At 37.1% G+C, this 18,175-nt stretch carries 15 protein-coding genes; 6 read left to right on the top strand and 9 right to left on the bottom strand.

What is annotated here, in order from left to right; genetic code table 11:
• Window positions 1-50 precede the first annotated feature (50 nt).
• Complete coding sequence (locus ABVM52_RS00665) at window positions 51-2,297, bottom strand: RND family transporter (protein ID WP_405382696.1); 2,247 nt, start codon at window positions 2,295-2,297, stop codon at window positions 51-53.
• Window positions 2,298-2,418: 121 nt separating this feature from the next.
• Between ABVM52_RS00665 and ABVM52_RS00660 the strand changes: the two genes are divergently transcribed.
• Complete coding sequence (locus ABVM52_RS00660) at window positions 2,419-3,504, top strand: BamA/TamA family outer membrane protein (protein WP_405382694.1); 1,086 nt, start codon at window positions 2,419-2,421, stop codon at window positions 3,502-3,504.
• A 2-nt stretch (window positions 3,505-3,506) separates the two neighbouring features.
• On the opposite strand, the gene ABVM52_RS00655 is transcribed toward ABVM52_RS00660, so the two are convergent.
• Window positions 3,507-4,295 (bottom strand): DUF547 domain-containing protein, encoded by a 789-nt coding sequence (locus ABVM52_RS00655; protein ID WP_405382692.1) that lies wholly within the window; start codon window positions 4,293-4,295, stop codon window positions 3,507-3,509.
• A gap of 216 nt (window positions 4,296-4,511) precedes the next feature.
• Between ABVM52_RS00655 and ABVM52_RS00650 the strand changes: the two genes are divergently transcribed.
• The gene (locus ABVM52_RS00650; protein WP_405382690.1) at window positions 4,512-5,216 is read left to right on the top strand and encodes a glycosyltransferase; all 705 of its coding nucleotides are present in this window, start codon (window positions 4,512-4,514) and stop codon (window positions 5,214-5,216) included.
• A complete protein-coding gene (locus ABVM52_RS00645; protein ID WP_405382688.1) occupies window positions 5,209-6,270 on the top strand; it encodes a VOC family protein in 1,062 nt (353 codons plus the stop codon). The genes ABVM52_RS00650 and ABVM52_RS00645 overlap by 8 nt, the downstream gene beginning before the upstream one ends.
• Before the next feature lie 256 nt (window positions 6,271-6,526).
• Here ABVM52_RS00645 and ABVM52_RS00640 read toward each other — a convergent pair whose 3' ends face one another.
• The 6 genes from ABVM52_RS00640 to ABVM52_RS00615 all read right to left on the bottom strand — a co-directional run bounded on the left by ABVM52_RS00640 (window position 6,527) and on the right by ABVM52_RS00615 (window position 13,740).
• Window positions 6,527-7,318, bottom strand: a complete 792-nt coding sequence (locus ABVM52_RS00640) for an anti-sigma factor domain-containing protein (protein WP_405382686.1) — start codon at window positions 7,316-7,318, stop codon at window positions 6,527-6,529.
• 1 nt (window position 7,319) lies between these two features.
• Window positions 7,320-7,853, bottom strand: a complete 534-nt coding sequence (locus ABVM52_RS00635) for an RNA polymerase sigma factor (protein ID WP_405382684.1) — start codon at window positions 7,851-7,853, stop codon at window positions 7,320-7,322.
• A 74-nt stretch (window positions 7,854-7,927) separates the two neighbouring features.
• A complete protein-coding gene (locus ABVM52_RS00630) occupies window positions 7,928-8,521 on the bottom strand; it encodes a superoxide dismutase family protein (protein ID WP_405382682.1) in 594 nt (197 codons plus the stop codon).
• 112 nt (window positions 8,522-8,633) lie between these two features.
• Window positions 8,634-9,359 (bottom strand): DUF2490 domain-containing protein, encoded by a 726-nt coding sequence (locus ABVM52_RS00625; protein WP_405382680.1) that lies wholly within the window; start codon window positions 9,357-9,359, stop codon window positions 8,634-8,636.
• A gap of 18 nt (window positions 9,360-9,377) precedes the next feature.
• Window positions 9,378-12,614 carry a VPS10 domain-containing protein gene (locus ABVM52_RS00620; protein ID WP_405382678.1) on the bottom strand — a complete coding sequence of 1,079 codons (3,237 nt, stop codon included), beginning with the start codon at window positions 12,612-12,614 and terminating at the stop codon, window positions 9,378-9,380.
• A gap of 532 nt (window positions 12,615-13,146) precedes the next feature.
• Window positions 13,147-13,740 (bottom strand): methyltransferase domain-containing protein, encoded by a 594-nt coding sequence (locus ABVM52_RS00615; RefSeq protein WP_405382676.1) that lies wholly within the window; start codon window positions 13,738-13,740, stop codon window positions 13,147-13,149.
• 268 nt (window positions 13,741-14,008) lie between these two features.
• On the opposite strand from ABVM52_RS00615, the gene ABVM52_RS00610 reads away from it, so the two are divergent.
• The 3 genes from ABVM52_RS00610 to ABVM52_RS00600 all read left to right on the top strand — a co-directional run bounded on the left by ABVM52_RS00610 (window position 14,009) and on the right by ABVM52_RS00600 (window position 16,736).
• Entirely contained in the window at window positions 14,009-14,992 is a 984-nt protein-coding gene (locus ABVM52_RS00610; RefSeq protein ID WP_405382674.1) for an aldo/keto reductase, read from the top strand.
• Between the two features lie 160 nt (window positions 14,993-15,152).
• Window positions 15,153-16,052: a sterol desaturase family protein gene (locus tag ABVM52_RS00605; RefSeq protein ID WP_405382672.1), complete on the top strand. Its 900-nt coding sequence runs from the start codon at window positions 15,153-15,155 to the stop codon at window positions 16,050-16,052.
• 57 nt (window positions 16,053-16,109) lie between these two features.
• Window positions 16,110-16,736: a DUF998 domain-containing protein gene (locus ABVM52_RS00600; protein ID WP_405382670.1), complete on the top strand. Its 627-nt coding sequence runs from the start codon at window positions 16,110-16,112 to the stop codon at window positions 16,734-16,736.
• A 183-nt stretch (window positions 16,737-16,919) separates the two neighbouring features.
• On the opposite strand, the gene ABVM52_RS00595 is transcribed toward ABVM52_RS00600, so the two are convergent.
• Window positions 16,920-18,164 (bottom strand): amidohydrolase family protein, encoded by a 1,245-nt coding sequence (locus ABVM52_RS00595; RefSeq protein ID WP_405382668.1) that lies wholly within the window; start codon window positions 18,162-18,164, stop codon window positions 16,920-16,922.
• Window positions 18,165-18,175 lie beyond the last annotated feature (11 nt).

The raw sequence follows: 18,175 nt of genomic DNA, 5'->3' as shown, positions 1-18,175 counted from the left end.
AATTTTCGCCTATAGGTCACTTCAAAAAACGCTGAACAGAACCAACAATTCTATTTAATCAATTTTCGTAATAATACCGGTAGCAGGAGTAAATCCAGTATTAACGCGGTAACTAAGGTTACGCTAATAATCAATCCTATAGTTCTACTGGGTTGATGAATGGAGAAAAGCATGACCATAAATCCAAAAAACAGGATAATGGTGGTGATTACCAATGCCCTACCTGTTTGTACAAATGTTTTTTCCAATGCGGCTTCTTTGTCCAGACCCTGGGTAATGCCCAACTTATATTTACCTAAAAAATGAATGGTATCATCAACTGCAATACCAAATACTATAGCAAAAACAACAGAAAGGGAAGCTTCTAGCGGTATGCCTAAAAAACCTAGTACACTGCCCGCAAAAAGAATGGGAAGGATATTGGGGACAAGGGAAATTAAAAAAATCTTTACATCCCTAAATATAAATGCCATGATGACCCCAATAAGAAGAAGGCCGTATAATAAACCTTCCAATAAATTTCTTCTAATGTATTTTGAATTTTTGTCAAGGAGAATACTTTTACCGGTAATTTTAACTTTGACAATAGAGGTATCTAATTGGGTAGCCGCAAAGTTGGTAATACTATTATATACCGTGTTAAGGCTATCCGTGCCTACATCCTGTAATTTTCCATTAATACGGGCAACGGTTTCATCTTCAGAAATGAACTGTCCCAATTGTTTACGGACCAAACGATGGGCATCTTTCTTATAAATGGAGAACGTTTTTTTATCTGACGGAAGTTTAAAATATTCGGCACTGTTTAGGTGATAGGCCTTATTGATGATCTTATAAGGCAAGTTTGCAGATTGTACATTGCCAATACTCTTTAGGGTTTTTAAGTGAGCCAATAATTTTTCAATTTCCTGGGCAACTTCAAAATCGGTCACTTTATACCCCTCTTTACTGCTAACGGCAATTTCCAACGGCCTAAAACCAGCATAATTTTCCTGAAAAAATTCAAAATCTGCAGCAATTTTACTTCGTGCCGGTAAGGCTTGTTTAAACTCATAATCGGTTTTAATAAGGTAAATACCTAAAAAACAGAGGAGGGTAAAAGTTACGGTACCTAAAATAATACTTTTAGGATGCTCTTTTGTAAACGTATTAAGTCGTAAAAGGTTTGTTTTCCATTTTACGGAAACACTTCTACCGCCAATTAATTTTTTTTCGGGTAAACTTATCAATAAAGAGCCGGTAAGAAAAATAACGGTAAAATAAGCAACTAACACACCCATTGCGGCATTTATTCCAAAATCTTGGATACTTACCAGTCTAGAAGATAAAAGCGTAACAAAACCAATAGCAGTAGTTACAGAAGTCAGTAAGGTAGTCATGCCCACTTCTTTTAAGGAAGACAAAATTGCGGTGTAGCGGGGTAGTCCGCTCTGTAATTTTCGTATAAAACTATCCGTTAGGTGAATTACATCAGAGGTGCCAACAATAAGCATTAAAACAGGATAAAATACCGCCATGGCATTGAGCTCCTTACCCAAAACCGCTAAAAGTCCCATAAATAGTAATAGGGAAAGTGCAATGGAAAATACGGAAATCCACACTACTGGCATACTACGGTAAACCAAGAGTAAGATTATAAATACAATGATAGAGGCCACAATGGTGGTGGTTAATACCTCGGATTTTTGCATATCTACAATGGCCTCATAAAAAAACGCCCTGCCTAAAATATGATAGGAATTTAATTCGTGTTTTTTTAAGGAAGACCTAATACTGTCCAATAAAACCCCAGATTGTTTATAATCTAAATTATCCTTGGTTTTTAACGCTAATACCAATGATGTTCTTTTTGCATCGATCAGCACATTGGTGAATAAAGAGTCTTCCTGAATTTTACGCCAATCTTTTTGATACTGTAAAGAATCATTAATATGTATTATAGGAAGTGTGGTATAACCAAACGATGTTTTAAGCGGATAGGATAATGTGGTTAGCGAATTACTCTCCAATACATGTTCAAAACCTTTACTTTCCTTGGAAAAGGCATCAAAACTTGTCAAAAAATCTTGTTGAAAAACATGTGGTTCATTCTTTACGGCTATTAGTAAAAAATTGTCATCGGTCCCAAATTCTTCCACATAGCTGTCGTAGAAAGCCAAGTCTGGATCTTCTTCGGGAAAGAACTGGCTAAAATCAAAGGAGAACTTTAAGTTGCTTAATTGAGCGGCGGATAAAACTCCCAATAGGATAAATATCCCAATACATATTTTTTTGAGTAATTCTAAGTTTACCTTCATAAAGAGAAGTACGGTGAAAATTATAATTTCAGTGCAAATTTACCATTCTAGTTAGTATTTACTGCAATTAAGGTATTAATAGCAACTGTAAAGTCGTTATTTTACAGATATGCGATTTTATATGTCAAGAACACTTTCTGTATTGTTCATATTGGTGTGCTATGTCATACAAGGGCAATCACAACAAGTAGATCAGGATTCTATAAAAAATTTAAGACTAAACATTTTACCGGTAGTATTCTATACACCAGAAACAGGTTTGGGCTACGGTGCTTTAGGTTTATCTACATTTAGATTAAAAGGAGAGGAACTTTCAACGCGTCCATCTTCTGTTCAACTGGGTATAACCTTTACCTCCAAAAAACAATTTCTAATGTTCATGCCATATGAGTTTTATTTGGATGAGGAAAAATGGCGATTTAAGGGAGAGTTGGGATATTATAAATATTTCTATAATTTTTATGGTGTTGGAATGGATTCCAGGGAAGAGGACAAAGAATTATATACTGCAGATTTTCCAAGGTTTCGTTTAGCGGCATATAGAGAAATTTTCCAAGATTTCTCCATTGGTTTGGGGTATGAGTTTGACGGATATCACGTATTGGAGCCGGAACCAGATGGATTGCTTGATACCTCCCTGGATATCATTGGTAAGGAAGGGGGCACAATCTCCAATATAGGATTTTTAGCCTTGTATGACACTCGTGATAATATTTTTCATCCTACTAAGGGGTGGTATGTAGAAGGGGCCTTTTACCATAGTGCCCGTTGGTTGGGTTCTAACTATTCCTATCAAAAAATTGAGCTGGATACACGTTATTATCAGCAAATTAAGGGAAATGTAATTTTGGCGACCAACCTTTTTTTAGGAACTAGGAGCAATGGAACACCATTTCAGGATTTAAATTATTTAGGCACAAAAAGAACAAGAGGTTTTGACAATAGGCGCTATCTTGATAAGAATGAGGTTAGTTTGGCAACGGAGCTTCGTTTTCCACTTTATAAAAGGCTTAAAGGAGCGGTTTTTGGTGCCACAGGAACGGTAATTCCTTCATTGGACCAAACGTTTAAAGCATCATATAAAGGTGCAGTAGGGGGTGGTCTACGATATATTGTCAATAAAAAGGAAGGAACACGATTACGGGTAGATTATGGAATTTCCGGTGATGGTGGACAGTTCTACTTTACCATTAACGAAGCATTTTAATTCTATAGATCAATAAAATTATCCAGATCTAAGGTCCAATCATAATTTTGATACTCCAAGTCTATTTTTTTGGTAGTAGGAATCAACCCTTTATTTTTCAATATTTTTTTGATTCCACATTTTCCTCCAAAATCTCCTCTAAACCAATTAAAAAGAGAACTTATGGTAGCAATCTTGGTACTTGGATCAAAATCAGTAGTTCTTTCAAGATAGCGTTGCGTACCTTTTTCAAATTGTTCGTCCAATCGTTGCCATTCATAAATTGCTACTGGCGGACAATCTTTCGCGCCACAATTCAAGGCAAAATGAATGTTGTGTACAGGGTCGTCTACACGTAGTTTACGTTCAAATTTATTTGGAAACCATTTTCTAATGTAACCAAGGCCATATTCAAATTGCGATTTACGTATAAGACCATGTTCTATTTTTGCGAAAGAAACGGTTTCACCTGCTATTTTTATTTGTTCTTTTTTAAAAAAGCTGCCCCGGTCTTTATATAATTCAGGGTTTTTCTGTAATATAACCTGTATATAGGCATTATAGATATTAACCCAAAATGCCAATCTTTTAGTGTTGGTATCAAGTGCGTTATCCAGTGTTTCTACGGTCGTATTCGCCAATTTGTCCTGGATATCTTGAGTATCTTCATTATTCTTAATTCTTTTTAAAAATTGTTCTGATAGCGTATTAAAATCTTCTAGGCTATTTGTGGTAGATTGTGCGTTAATTTGCTCAGCTTGACCCATTAAAAAGAAACAAAGCATAAATAAGGAATAGAAAGAAAATTTCATATGTATATTGTTAGAATATTTTACTTACGTAAATATGGCGAAATGGTTTGTAGAATATTGGTCGTAAAGACAATTTAGTGATTACAATAGCCCTTTTTTATATTTATATAAGATTTAAAACTTTTTTCATCAACTTACGTAAATAGCTAAAAAGTAAAAGGGAGTAAATTTAAAAGGTTTAATTTTTATGGGAAGTCATAAAAATAGAAAGTGAATATGATAAGTTTAATAATACCTGCGCATAATGAATTTAGTAATTTACAGCGACTTTTTATAGACGCTCGTTTTCTACAACATAAGCAACTATTAGAGGTTATCATTGCAGCTTCCCCTTTAACAGACGATGCAACGGATTCTCTATGCTCCTTTGACAAGGTCATGGTGTTACAATGTAAAAAGAAAGGTCGTGCGGCCCAAATGAACGAGGCTGCTGCTAGTTCATTGGGTAATGTTCTGGTTTTTTTACATGCGGATGTAATACCGCCAACTAATTTTTTTGATAATATATTAGACAGACTGGAGAACGGTTTTGATGCTGGTTTTTTTTCATATCGTTTTGATAAGGATACCTGGTTCTTGAAAATGAATTCATCCTTTACCGCAAAAGATGGTTTTTTTACAGGAGGCGGTGACCAATGTTTATTTATTCGTAAGGAAGTATTCAATAGACTAGGGGCATTTGATGAGGAGCAGGTTTTAATGGAAGATTTTGAATTCTTTAAACGGATGAAAAAGTATAAAGTTCGTTATACGATTATAAAAAATGACCTGGTTGTTTCTGCCCGTAAGTATGAGTGCAATTCTTATCTTAGGGTTAACCTATCCAATTTGCTTTTAGTGTTATTGTTTAAATTAGGGTGTTCTAGTTATACATTAAAAAGTCTACATAATAAATTAATACGCACCCCATATAATGGTTGAGGTAATTAATGGAATTCAACAAGTTGGTATTGGTGTTAAGGATACTAAAACCGTTTTTAACTGGTATAGAAAACATTTAGGATTTGATGTATTATTGTTTAAGGATGAGGCAATTGCATCTTTAATGACAAAATATACCAATGGTAAGTCAGAAAAGCGCGATGCCTATTTATCGTTAAACCTAGTAGGGGGTGGTGGTCTAGAGATTTGGCAATTTAAGGACAGAACTCCTACCGCTCCAAATCAAGAAATTGTTCCAGGAGATTTAGGAATATATGCCATGAAAATCAGATGTAAAAATCTGGCTATTATGCATAAATATCTAAGTCAAATTGGGGTGTTGAATCTTACGGATATCAAGGAATCAAGAAAGCGTAGTTCTTATTTTTATTTTGATGACCCATTTGGGAATAAGGTCCAAATGGTAGAGGATTCCTATTGTTTTAGTGAACAGCCTAGTATAAATGGTGGTGTAATGGGCGCAGTTATTGGTGTAAGCAATATGGAACGGTCCATAGATTTTTATAAAAACATGTTGGGCTATACAGAAGTTTTGTATGATGATATAACGTATCTTGATCAGTTAAGTGGTTCAACTGCTAAACAACAGTACAGAAAAGTAATACTTGGACATCACCGAAAAAAAATAGGAGGTTTTGGAGATTTGCTTGGTCCAACTCAATTGGAATTGATACAAATGCTACAGGGTACACCAACTAAAATCTATAAGGACCGGTTATGGGGAGATTTAGGGTATATTCATCTTTGTTTTGATGTCCAGGGAATGGATGCGTTGCGGGAAAAGGCCAAAGTATTGAAAAACCCCTTTACTGTAGATAGTTCCAATAGTTTTGATATGGGGGATGCCGCGGGTCATTTCTGTTATGTTGAAGATCCAGACGGTACATTAATAGAATTGGTAGAAACCCATAAAGTACCAATTGTTAAATCTTTGGGTATTTATTTAAATCTCAAGAAGAGAGATCCATATAAAACACTACCTAAATGGTTGGTTAAAAGTCTTGGCTTGCAAAAAGTCCGTAAGAATATTTAAGTTTTGACCGCTTATAACTTTTACTTATATTTCTTATAAGTCCTAATACCAGAAAAATATTGCGCCAAGTACGCCGTAAAAAATTAGTTGTTTTGTAGTCCCAGAGCTGTAGCCAAATAAAAAAGCCGAGTAAATTAGACCGCCAATACCTAATAAGGCTGGTATGGTGCCAGCAATCTTCTTTAAATCCATGGCAAAAAACAATAAAAAAAGGGCAGTTATAATTTAACTGCCCATTTAATATCTGTAGTAATTTTTACGAGGTCGCTACTACCCCAAGGGTGTATAATTGCTCCAATGTTGGCGATTCACTACCACCGGCGGGTTCAAGTGTAATCCCAAAAGCTTCTGATTCATTAGGATTGTTCAAAGCAAATACTTTGTTCTCATCCGTAGCAAAATCTTCAAGAAGTCCCATACTTGTTGGTGTAAGGGGTGATAATTTTAACGACCAGACTTGATATACAAAACCATCTGGCGGCTCTGGTAGACCTTTGGCGTCAATATAAACTTTTTGCTCCTTCTTGTTCCAATACGCTTTGGCATATGAAGTAGGGGAAACGGTCTGTCCGCCTAAGGCAATTACGTCAATTTCTTTATCCCTTATCGTATTCAACAATTCTTGTGTTTTTTCCAATGAGGAATCAGTGTCGGCAATTTGTTGCTCTAATGTTGAATTTTGCTGTTCTACAACTTCAATATTAGATTTTAGTTCTTGATTCTGTTGGTACATAAAGAACAGACCAACTGCAAGTAATAATGATGCGGCCCAACCAATGTATGTCATTGCAGAACTTGAACCTTTGTTCATTGAAACCACCTCAACATCTTTATTTATCCTATCCATTAAAGATTGTAAGGTATAGGTAATACCTGGTGAGGCTTTTTTGGATAAGGTCAAAATAGAAGCTTCAATCGCCTCTATTTCCTTTCTTATTTCCGGATATTCTTTGGCGTAATTAGCAATTTCCAAATTTTCCTTATCAGAAAGTACACCGGCCACGTAAAGTTCTAAAATTCCTGATCCTATGTATTTTTGTACGTCCATTCTATATGCTTTCCATATTTTCCCTTAATTGGGAAATGCAACTTCTATTTCTTGTTTTTACAGTTCCTATAGGAATATCCAATTCTTCGGCGGCATCTTTTTGTGTGTAACCTCTAAAGTATAATAGTTCAATGATTTGAACACATTTTTCCTTTAAATTTTTTACAAGTTTTCTTAACCCTTTGGTATCTACCGTCATATTTTCCTCTTCCCTGCTTTCTAAAATACCTACGAAGTAATCTGCAGAAAGGTTCTTTTTTTGGTTTTTATACGTTTTACTGCGTATTTCATCGATAGCTGCATTTCTGGCGATGTTTAGTATCCAAGTAAAGAACCTTCCTTTACTGGAATTATAACTTTCGGCATTGTTCCAGATTTTAATAAATACATCTTGACAGATTTCTTGAGCTACACCATCATTTTTAACAATGGTATTGATAACCCCACATATATTGTCGGCATACATGTCATGTAAAGTTTTGAAAGCGTTGGGGTCCTTCTTTCTAAACTGTTCTACCAATAGGTCTAATTGCATGGATAAATTTTTATATCCGTTAAAAATAAAAAAAGCTGTTCTTAGAACAGCTTTTAAAAATTAAATAATTGACTCTATTCAATAATGCCGGCACAACTTATACGTGCACCTGCGGCACCACTGGGCTGAGAAGTAAAATCATCTACACCTTGGTGTACGATTACTCCTTTCCCAAGAATATCCTTGTTTTCATCGCCACAACCAATACACCACTCATCTGTTGAGAATTCAACGGTAGCATTACCATCGGCGTCTGCGGTAAAATTACCTATATCACCTTTATGATAACCTTCTGAAGCTCCCCATTTACCATGTGGCTCATTGGTAGGGTTCCAGTGCCCACCGGTTGATTTTCCGTCTGCTGAGGAACAATCGGCGGTTTGGTGAATATGTATGGCATGCTCACCTTCAGAAAGACCGGTTAAATTTGCGGTCATGCTTACTTCTTCACCTTCTTCGGTAAAAGTAACTTCACCTTTTACATCACTATCGCTTTTGGGTTCCATCATAAACTTGATGGTGGTGACCTCTTCGTTCATTTCCGCTTTGGCCTCCTCCATTAATTCTTCTACTTCTTCTTTAGCTTCATTGGTCTCTTTTTTGACCTCTTTACAACTAAAGGCTGCAATTAGCGCTAAAAATGCTAATTCAAATTTTAATATTTTCATAATAGTGTTTTTTTAGGTTAAATGATAAAGTTACATATTAATACCTATAATCTTTGCTCATATACAAGGGATTTTAACATGAAAAATGTATGACCCCATGTTGAGCAAAATATTACTCTTGTTTCTTGAACATCTTACTTAAATCTGTATTATAGAAAAGCCCAATTTGGAGACGATCATAATTAACTCCCGTAAAATGATTTTTAAGATACCCAAATTGCATACTCAAATCTTCAGTAACATTAACACCAAGTGCTGCATATGCACGGTTCTGACCAAATGCATTGTTTTGAAGGTTGATGAAAATTTCGTCATAAAAATTCAAGAAAAAGATATCGGTAAGCGGCAAGGTCATTTGAATTCTGTACCTGGCCCTGTGCAAGGTATTGCTTACACCGGTATAGTTATTTTGCACAAAACGCTGTTCCAAACGGTATCTGTGTTCAAACTTAAACTCCCATACTTTATTCTTTAAAATGAATTGTTCAAAAATACGGTGTTCCGAGATGGAATTGTTTTCAAATAATACATCATCCCCAAGGGTATCAAACTCCAAAAAAGTAGGGTCCGTTTCAATAAAACCATAGCCCAAAGTGGCAATAGCGTTATTGTTGATGTGATAATTTGCACCCGTTCTTAATAATAGTTGATTAAAATTAGATGCCATTTGATAGTATCGAAACTGCGCCTCGGTATGTATACTCCACTTATCGGCTATTTTGTTGGTGCCAAAATACATGAACCAACTGCCAAAATCATCTTCTCCCGTTAATTCACTTTGAGCATTTGTATGAGCAATTGTTGCTAATAATACCAGTGCGGTAATAACTTTCTTCATTCTTCGTCTTCTTCTTTATTAATTTAAATTAAATACTTCTGTTTCCTTAAATGGTGATAAATCCAAGCTTTGCATACTGTTTTTGTAATCTACCCACTCTTTTGCGAAGAAGGCGTTAGTTTTTTGTAACGCAGCTTCAAGGTCATCTTTGGCAAATTGCATAAGCTGCTTTTCCGTTGCTGTCATACCTGTTTTTCTTGACCCCACGTAGCGCCTAGCCACCTGTATACGTTGCATTACCGTCATTTCCTTACTACGTGTAATACCTTGTCGCTTGTCTACCTTTCCTAAAAAAATAGCGGTTACGGAATCTATTTGTTTAATGATATCTTTAGAAGATATTATCTGCTCCTTGTACTTTTTATCATCTTCTTTTTTAAGGTCCTTTTGAAATTTTTCTGCAGTTTCTTTGCTCTTGGCCAATTGCTGTACGGCATCTGCTGCAGTTTGCATGTAAGATTCCAACACTTTACCATTGGCATAGGCTTCATTGATTGCTGTCTGAGATACTTCTAAGCGTGGGTCTGATTTTACCGTAATAGTAGTTTCTTCTTCCAAATCACCATAAAGCATCTTTATCGTGTATGTGCCAGGTTTTACATTCAACCCGCCGGACTCTCTCTTTTTGGTCCGTACTTTTCTAGAAGGTCTATCGGCACCTTTTTCATCCATTCTCCAGTAAATTCTGTGGAATCCGGCTTTTTCTGGAGTCTTATATTTTAAAGTACGTATCAATCGTTCTCCATCATAAAAATCAAATTGGACGGAGTCTTTCTTTTGAACTCCCGTTAGCTCAACACTATCCTTTTTTTCTTCTGTTTTTTTTTTGGATGCGTCTTCTTTTTTACCTTTTGCAGGCTTACCCTTTTTTGATGCTTTTTTACCTTCCTTTAAATAGTAGGTAATCATAGCCCCAGATTTTCTATTCTCACCTTGGTACAGGGCATCGGCCCCAAAACGACTACCTGTAGGTTGTTGGTATGAAGCTTGATATGCTGTTGGCGGAGTAAATAATTCTATTTCCTTATTTAAAATGGATGCATCTGATGCCAAAGCCCGTAACGGACGAATATCATCTAACACCCATGCAGCCCTACCAAATGTACCAATTACCAAATCGTGCTCTCTTGGGTGAATGGCTAAATCTTTAGTAGAAACCGTTGGGAAACCTTCGGTCCATTTTTGCCATTTTTCTCCTGCATTTAATGAAACATACAATCCGTCATCGGTACCTAAGAACATTAAATTAGGATTTTCTGGATCTTCAATAATAGATAGGGTGTAGCTTTCTACATCGGTAGCATCAACAATTCTTGTCCAGCTTTTACCGTAATCTTTAGTGCGGTATGCATACGGAGTGTAATTAAATCTTCTATAATCGTTAGCGATTAAAAGTGCTTCCCCTTTATTGCGGGTAGATGCTTTTATTTGTGGAATCCAACTTCCTTTTGGTAAGCCTTTAATATTTGCGGTTACTTCTGTCCATGTTTCGCCACCGTTTTGAGTGTAATGAACTCTGCCATCATCGGTACCTACCCAAAGCATATCTTTTTCAACTTTAGAAGGTTCAATCACTAAAATGGTAGTATGGTTTTCTGCACCTGTGGCATCCATAGATAAACCACCACTTTCGCTTTGCTTTTGCTTTTCAGGATCATTGGTGGTTAAATCTGGAGAGATTACCTTCCAAGTTAATGCCTTATCTGTACTCTTATGTACAAACTGGCTACCAAAGTATACGGTACTGGTATCAAAAGGATCTTGGCTAATTGCCGAGTTCCAATTAAAACGTAGTTCGGTATCGGCATCTGGTGGGGTAGGGCGTACAATATAATTATCGCCTGTTACATGATCAAAGCGTTGCACATTACCTTGCTGACTCATGGTATATCCATATCTAGAATCTACTGGATCGGGAACGACATCAAACCCGTCTCCAAAACTAATTTCTTGCCAATAGCTATTACGAATCCCCTGAGCTTTCCAAACATAGGCAGGACCTCTCCAAGAACCATTGTCTTGCATACCGCCATACACGTTATAAGGATACTGATTATCCACGGCAATATGATAAAACTGTGCAACAGGTATATTCCCTACAAAACGCCATGTTTTACCACCATCTTTAGAAATATTGAGTCCACCATCATTACCATCCATCATAAATTGTCCGTTTTCTGGGTGAATCCAAAATGCATGGTGATCCGGGTGTACTCCATTATCCACTCCATAAGCAGGCATTAGTTGATTAAAATTTTTACCGCCATCTTCAGAAACATTTACATAGGTAAACACAGAAAATACCCTGTTTTCATTATCCGGGTCTACGTATATCTCAGAGTAGTAAAAAGGTCTATTACCAATATCGCTTTTATCATTTACTTTTTTCCATTTGAATCCGCCATCTTCAGATTTGTAAAGTGCGTTCTTTTTAGCTTCCACCAACGCATAAATAACATCGGGCTTACCAGGAGCAATGGCTACACCAATTCTACCTAGGTCACCAGCGGGAAGGCCATCTTCTTCGGTCAGTTTTTTCCAATTCTTGCCACCATCATGGGTCATATATAGCCCACTACCAGAACCACCGGAATTAAAGAACCAAGGTTCACGCTTGTGTTCCCACATGGCAGCGATTAATTTATTTGGGTTGGTAGAATCCATAATAAGATCCGCCACTCCCGTTTTATTATTTACGAAAAGTACTTTTTCCCAGGTCTCGCCACCATCGGTAGTTTTATACACTCCGCGTTCTGGGTGCTCTCCCCAAGGAGATCCAATGGCACCCACATACACGGTATTAGGGTTCATTGGGTCAATTTTGATTCTATGGATATGTCTCGTTTTTTCAAGACCCATAGATTTCCAAGTCTTACCACCATCAAGAGATTTGTAAACTCCGTAACCGCCATTAAGACTATTACGCGGATTACCTTCCCCAGTACCTGCCCAAATTACGGACGGGTTACTTTGTTGAATGGCAACTGCACCAATAGAAGCGGTTACTTCTTTATCAAAAATAGGTTCCCATTTTACCCCGCCGGATGTAGATTTCCACAATCCGCCAGAAGCGGTACCCACATACATAATATCGGGATTGTCATTAACGACATCAATGGCAGTTACACGACCGCTCATACCACCGGGACCAATGTTACGAGGTTTAAGGTCTTGAGCTAAGTCCATTTTAAATTCTTGTGCAGCAACGAAAAAAGATGCGAAAAGCATCAACAGTGAGAGTAATCTTCTTGTCATTTGAGTGGTTTGTTAGTTATGTGCCTAAAAATAGCAGAAAAGAAAGGGAAGTATTCTTAAAAGGATGTTAACAGTGTTTGGTTTTGAAGAATCCGTAATCCTTTAACAGTTTTGTGGTTCAGTGTTCAGTGTTCAGTTGGCAGTAGCAGTTCTCAGTGTTCCGTTGGACAGTAGCAGTTTTCAGTTCGTCATTGCGAGGTACGAAGCAATCTGTCAGTTTGGAACACCAATAGTTCTCGACTGCGCTCGAACGGACAAGATTTTAGTCAGTTCACTGAGCGGAGCCGAAGTGATAGCTTGGTTAGTTTTCAGTAGGCAGTTACAGTAGGCAGTTACAGTGGGCAGTGTCAGGTTTAAGTAGGCAGTATCAGTTCTCAGTGTTCAGTTTTTTTATTCGTCATTGCGAGGTACGAAGCAATCTGTCAGTTTGGAACACAAATAATTCTCGACTGCGCTCGAACGGACAAGATTTTAGTCAGGTCACTGAGCGGAGCCGAAGTGACCGGACAACCAACAACGGACAACGAAAACATCAACGAACCTCAAAAATCCCAAACAACTCTTTTCCCTGTCTCGGTGGGATAGAATTATAACAGGGATCAAAAGTGATCATTTTAAAATATGGGGATAAGTATTTGATATACAATTCTTTGTTTCCTCCAAAAGGCCGCTTTTCCATGTCGTTAGTAAGTGGGGAATTGAACCAGAGTCCGGCTAATTTTCCGTTAGGTTTTAGTAGACTTACCATTTGCTTGGCATAGGCGCTTCTGTTTTTATCAGTGGGTACAAAAGAGCAGAAAAAGGTTTGCTCTATGATTAAATCGTACTGTCCGCTGAATTTAAAAAAATCAGATTGATGTATGTTCTCCTCCGGAAAATCGGGGTTTCTTTTTTTAAATTCTTTCAGAGGAATCTCAGAAATATCAAGAATATGGGTATTGATAAATCCGGCTTTCCAAAGGTACTCCGCTTCGTAGGCATTTCCGGCACCCGGAATTAAAATCTGTATTGATTTATCCGTTAATTGATCGGCATATTCTTTAATTGGGGTAGAAGGGTAACCAATATCCCAACCTGTATTGTTATTCTTATACCGTTCTGTCCAATAATGTTCTTCTTCTTTCAAGGTAAATTAGTGTGTATTGGTACAGTAAATGTAGTTAGATTTCATAAAATAGGTTAAGAAAACACTAGAAATGACTATCTATAATTTTCATCAATCTGTTGATTTTTAGATGTTTTAAGAATGTTTTGCTAATTGGGTGGATATGCGGTTTATAAATATGGCTAGGTATACTTATCTTTAAATTGAATTGTACCGTCCTATTTGTTTAGTAAATACTTTAAAAAAACAGTATTACATTTAGGTTTTAATTTTAGCATACACATATAAAATGAAGAAAAGAAAATTAGGAAATAATGGTTTTGAAATAAGTGAAGTAGGCTTGGGTTGTTGGCAAATTGGCGGCAATTGGGGCGATGGAATCGAGAAAAATAAAGCATTTGAAATTCTAGATGAAGCTGTTGCTAATGGCATCACTTTTTTTGATACAGCAGATGTTTACGGTGATGGAAAAAGTGAAAAGCTGATTGGAGAGTTTCTAAAAACCACTAAGGCCGATATAAAAGTTGCGACCAAATTTGGACGTGGTGCCAATGTATTTCCTAACACGTATTCAGAAAAAGCACTGAGGGAAAGTGTAGATGCCTCTAGAAAGCGACTTAATATGGATTGTTTAGATGTATTACAACTACATTGTATACCCATCGAGGAATTACAGAAAGGACATATTTTTGACTGGTTAAGAAATTTGGAGAATGAAGGAAAAATTCTGCATTTTGGGGCCAGTGTGGAAAGTGTGGAGCAAGGATTAATCTGTTTAGAGCAAGAAGGTTTGCAATCTCTCCAAGTCATATATAATATATTTAGGCAAAAGTTAACCCAAGAATTATTGCCACAAGCTTATGAAAAAGGGGTAGGTATTATTGTACGCTTACCATTGGCAAGTGGATTGCTAACGGGAAAATTCAATTCTAGCACCTCATTTTCAGAAAACGATCATAGAAATTTTAACAAAGACGGTGAAATCTTTAATGTAGGAGAGACCTTTGCCGGACTACCATTTAACACAGGGGTTAAATTAGTTGATCAATTGAGAACATTCTGTCCAGAAGAAATGAGTATGGTAGAAATGTCCTTACGTTATATATTGGACCATAAAGAAGTTTCTACCATAATCCCTGGTGCTAGTTCTCCAAAACATATTGGTGATAACGCAAAAGCCAGTAATCTTGCACCACTATCTAAAAAACTAATGGATGATTTGAAAACATTTTATGAAGAAGAGGTACATCAGCATATTCGTGGTGTTTATTAATTTAAAATTTCGGTATGGGCAATATTCCTTGCAATAAATTATATTGGCACATAAGCGATACTATTCTAATTGGAACTCGTTTAAGGAAGATATCATGGGAATAGTACTAGTTATAAATTAATAGGTTACTTTTTGTAACTTGTAGAAGTAACAATGAACTATGCAGGTACCAGAAATTCCTAATTTAATCCACTACGCTATACCTTTTTTTACGGTTACGGTGATTTTGGAAGTGATACTGTCCGTAAAGGTCAAGCTTCATGATTATGAGTTTAAAGATGCCGGTACATCCATTGTTATGGGGCTGGGTAATGTTGCCATAGGTTTAATTACCAAAGGTATTGCATTGGGGTTTTTCTATTTGTTGTATAATTCTTGGCACCTTTTTGAAATTCCTTTTGCTTGGTGGTCATGGATCATTTTGCTTTTTGCCGAAGACTTATGTTATTATTGGTTTCATAGAACCAGTCACGAGAGTCGGTTTTTTTGGGCAAGTCATGTGGTGCATCATTCTTCTAAAAATTACAATCTAAGCACGGCATTACGGCAGTCGTGGTCTGGCGGATTTTACACCTTCATTTTTTGGATTCCCTTAATTCTCATCGGTTTTCATCCGGTGATGGTTTTGGTGCAGATGTCCGTCAGTCTCATCTATCAATATTGGATCCATACCGAGTTCATCACTAAAATGCCTAAGTGGTTCGAAGCTGTTTTTAATACACCAAGTCACCACAGGGTGCACCATGCTACCAATCCGCAGTATTTGGATAGAAACCATGCTGGAATTTTTATTCTTTGGGATAAAATATTTGGCACTTTTGAGCCAGAGGTTGAAAAGCCGGTTTACGGTTTGGTGAAGAATATTGACACCTATAACCCTATAAAAATTGCCTTTGGGGAGTGGTACAAGATGCTGTGCGATTTTTTTACCTCAAAAACCACTTGGCGTAATAAATTCAAATATCTAATGAAGCCACCCGGTTGGAAACATGATGGTACCAGCATTCTATCAGCTGATCTGCGTAGGGAGTGGGAGGAGCGTAATAAGGTAGAATTATAGTTTTTATGTAACATATAGTTCTTTTAAGCGTCATATAAAAAACCAACCACCAGTAGAATGACCAATAAACTAGTAGCATACATAGGTATTTTAGGAGTTAGCTTGTTCGCAATAGCGGCAATTGTTGGTCCGTTATTAATTGATGATTACAGTGTGGTAAGTCAGTACATAAGTGAATCATTTGCGATAAATACCCAATACGGTAAATACTTGCAGTACTTTGGGTATATACCTAGCGGAATTCTCATTACCATTTTCTGTTTTAGTGCACCCAGAAAACTACCTAGTTCAAAACTCATCCTAGCCGGTTTTTTCGGTTTGGCGCTTTTTTATGGATTGGGAACCATCTTGGTAGGGATTTTTCCATGCGATGCAGGGTGCCCAACAGATGTAATGGATTCCAGCCTTGCTCAACTTATACATAATGCAGTGGCATCTTTAACCTATATATTTTTTCCTATTTGCTTAATAGGTATTGGTTTAGGATTAAAGAAGTTTGAGCGCTACGGTCGCTTATCTCAAATAGCTATCGCTATGGGAATCGTTAGTGGTATTTTTATCTTCTCACTATTCTCTGATCCCAATTCAGGTTACCGGGGAATCTTACAGCGAATTATAGAAACTTCCTTTATTGTGTTTATGGTTTCTAGTGCGTTGCGAATTGCAAAGGATGCTGGTAAATAGTATTACGTATGGAGTATTAAGTATTAAGTATTAAGTAAAAAGTACTAAGTATGAGGTACAAAGTACAATGTAGTTAGTACTAAGTAAAACGATTAACAGTCTTCAAATAGCCGCGCTTTGCTGGCTATGACGAACAACCAACAACCAACAACGAGCAACGAGCAACCAACTAACAACCAACAACTACTCCAAATAAACCACCCCATCTTTCATTACAAAAGAAACATTTTTCATTACAGCAATATCTTCAACCGGATTTCCCTTTACGGCAATAATATCGGCAAGAAATCCTTTTTTAAGGTTTCCTAACTGGTTTAAGTGAAACATTTTGGCATTGTTTGCAGTGGCAGATTTTAGTACATCAATAGGTTTCATTCCGTATGCTACCATCAATTCCATTTCACGATAATTTTCGCCATGTGGAAAAACACCCACATCACCACCAAAAACAATTTGTACTCCAGAGTCCAGCGCCATTTTAAAGGACTTTCTTTTTTGTTGAATGCGTTCAGGCTCTGGGTCGGTTCCCTTGTTCCACCCTCTGTACTGGGTAATTGCATCACCTGCAGCAAGGGTAGGGCATAAGCCAACTTCGTTTTCTTTCATCAGCTTAAAAATCTCCATAGTTCCGCCGTCACCGTGTTCAATGGTTTCCACTCCGCCAAGAATGGCTCTTTTCATACCTTCGGGAGTGCTGGCGTGGGCAACTACATATTTACCTGCATTGGTTGCAGTGGCTACCATGGCATTAATTTCCTCTTGTAAAAAAGTAGGTTTAGAAGCCGCACCGGGAGTCCAACGGTAATCGGCGTAAATTTTAATCAAATCGGCACCGTTACCCATTTGTCTTCGAACGGTTTCAATGCTCTGGTCAACACCACTTGCTGCTTCAGCACCTAATGGAACCGTTACACCGTCATGAAAACCTTTTGGTCCGTAGGCACCTGTTGCCACAATTGCAGGACCGGCAACCAACAATCGTGGTCCGTCTATAATTCCGTTATCAATAGTTTTCTTTACATAAACATCGGTATAACCAGCACCTTCGGCACCCAAATCCCTCATAGTGGTAACTCCCGCTAAAAGCGAATTTTTTACGTGTACAGTACCTCTTATGGCACGTTCAACCGGCGATTCTTTAAGCACCTGGTCGTTCCAATCGGTTTCATTGTAAGGGTGTAATAATATATGCGAATGCCCCTCAATTATGCCAGGCATCAAGGTAGTACCACTTAAATCAATTTCTTTTGTAGTACTGGGTAATGTTACACCATTTACTTTACCGGCATAAGTAATTAGATTATCTTCTACTAGAACTACCCAATCATTATGCATTTCAGCACCATCAAAAACGCGGTCTGGTTTTAAGAGTGTTTGTGAAAAGCATAGGAAAGGAGAAAATAGGCAGATGAAAATTATTGATTTCATGGAATAAGTTG

This window comes from Maribacter sp. LLG6340-A2 (genome assembly GCF_045057105.1).
In the GTDB taxonomy this organism is placed as follows: Bacteria; Bacteroidota; Bacteroidia; order Flavobacteriales; family Flavobacteriaceae; genus Maribacter.
This window is presented reverse-complemented; position numbering and strand designations above follow the sequence as displayed.

Bases quoted from the DNA above. Each gene is read 5' to 3' on its own strand.
- ABVM52_RS00660 (WP_405382694.1), top strand. From the start codon at position 2,419: ATGTCAAGAACACTTTCTGTATTGTTCATATTGGTGTGCTATGTCATA.
- ABVM52_RS00620 (WP_405382678.1), bottom strand. From the start codon at position 12,614: ATGACAAGAAGATTACTCTCACTGTTGATGCTTTTCGCATCTTTTTTC.
- ABVM52_RS00595 (WP_405382668.1), bottom strand. From the start codon at position 18,164: ATGAAATCAATAATTTTCATCTGCCTATTTTCTCCTTTCCTATGCTTT.
- ABVM52_RS00600 (WP_405382670.1), top strand. From the start codon at position 16,110: ATGACCAATAAACTAGTAGCATACATAGGTATTTTAGGAGTTAGCTTG.
- ABVM52_RS00640 (WP_405382686.1), bottom strand. From the start codon at position 7,318: ATGGACGTACAAAAATACATAGGATCAGGAATTTTAGAACTTTACGTG.
- ABVM52_RS00665 (WP_405382696.1), bottom strand. From the start codon at position 2,297: ATGAAGGTAAACTTAGAATTACTCAAAAAAATATGTATTGGGATATTT.
- ABVM52_RS00635 (WP_405382684.1), bottom strand. From the start codon at position 7,853: ATGCAATTAGACCTATTGGTAGAACAGTTTAGAAAGAAGGACCCCAAC.
- ABVM52_RS00630 (WP_405382682.1), bottom strand. From the start codon at position 8,521: ATGAAAATATTAAAATTTGAATTAGCATTTTTAGCGCTAATTGCAGCC.
- ABVM52_RS00645 (WP_405382688.1), top strand. From the start codon at position 5,209: ATGGTTGAGGTAATTAATGGAATTCAACAAGTTGGTATTGGTGTTAAG.
- ABVM52_RS00655 (WP_405382692.1), bottom strand. From the start codon at position 4,295: ATGAAATTTTCTTTCTATTCCTTATTTATGCTTTGTTTCTTTTTAATG.
- ABVM52_RS00605 (WP_405382672.1), top strand. From the start codon at position 15,153: ATGCAGGTACCAGAAATTCCTAATTTAATCCACTACGCTATACCTTTT.
- ABVM52_RS00610 (WP_405382674.1), top strand. From the start codon at position 14,009: ATGAAGAAAAGAAAATTAGGAAATAATGGTTTTGAAATAAGTGAAGTA.
- ABVM52_RS00650 (WP_405382690.1), top strand. From the start codon at position 4,512: ATGATAAGTTTAATAATACCTGCGCATAATGAATTTAGTAATTTACAG.
- ABVM52_RS00625 (WP_405382680.1), bottom strand. From the start codon at position 9,359: ATGAAGAAAGTTATTACCGCACTGGTATTATTAGCAACAATTGCTCAT.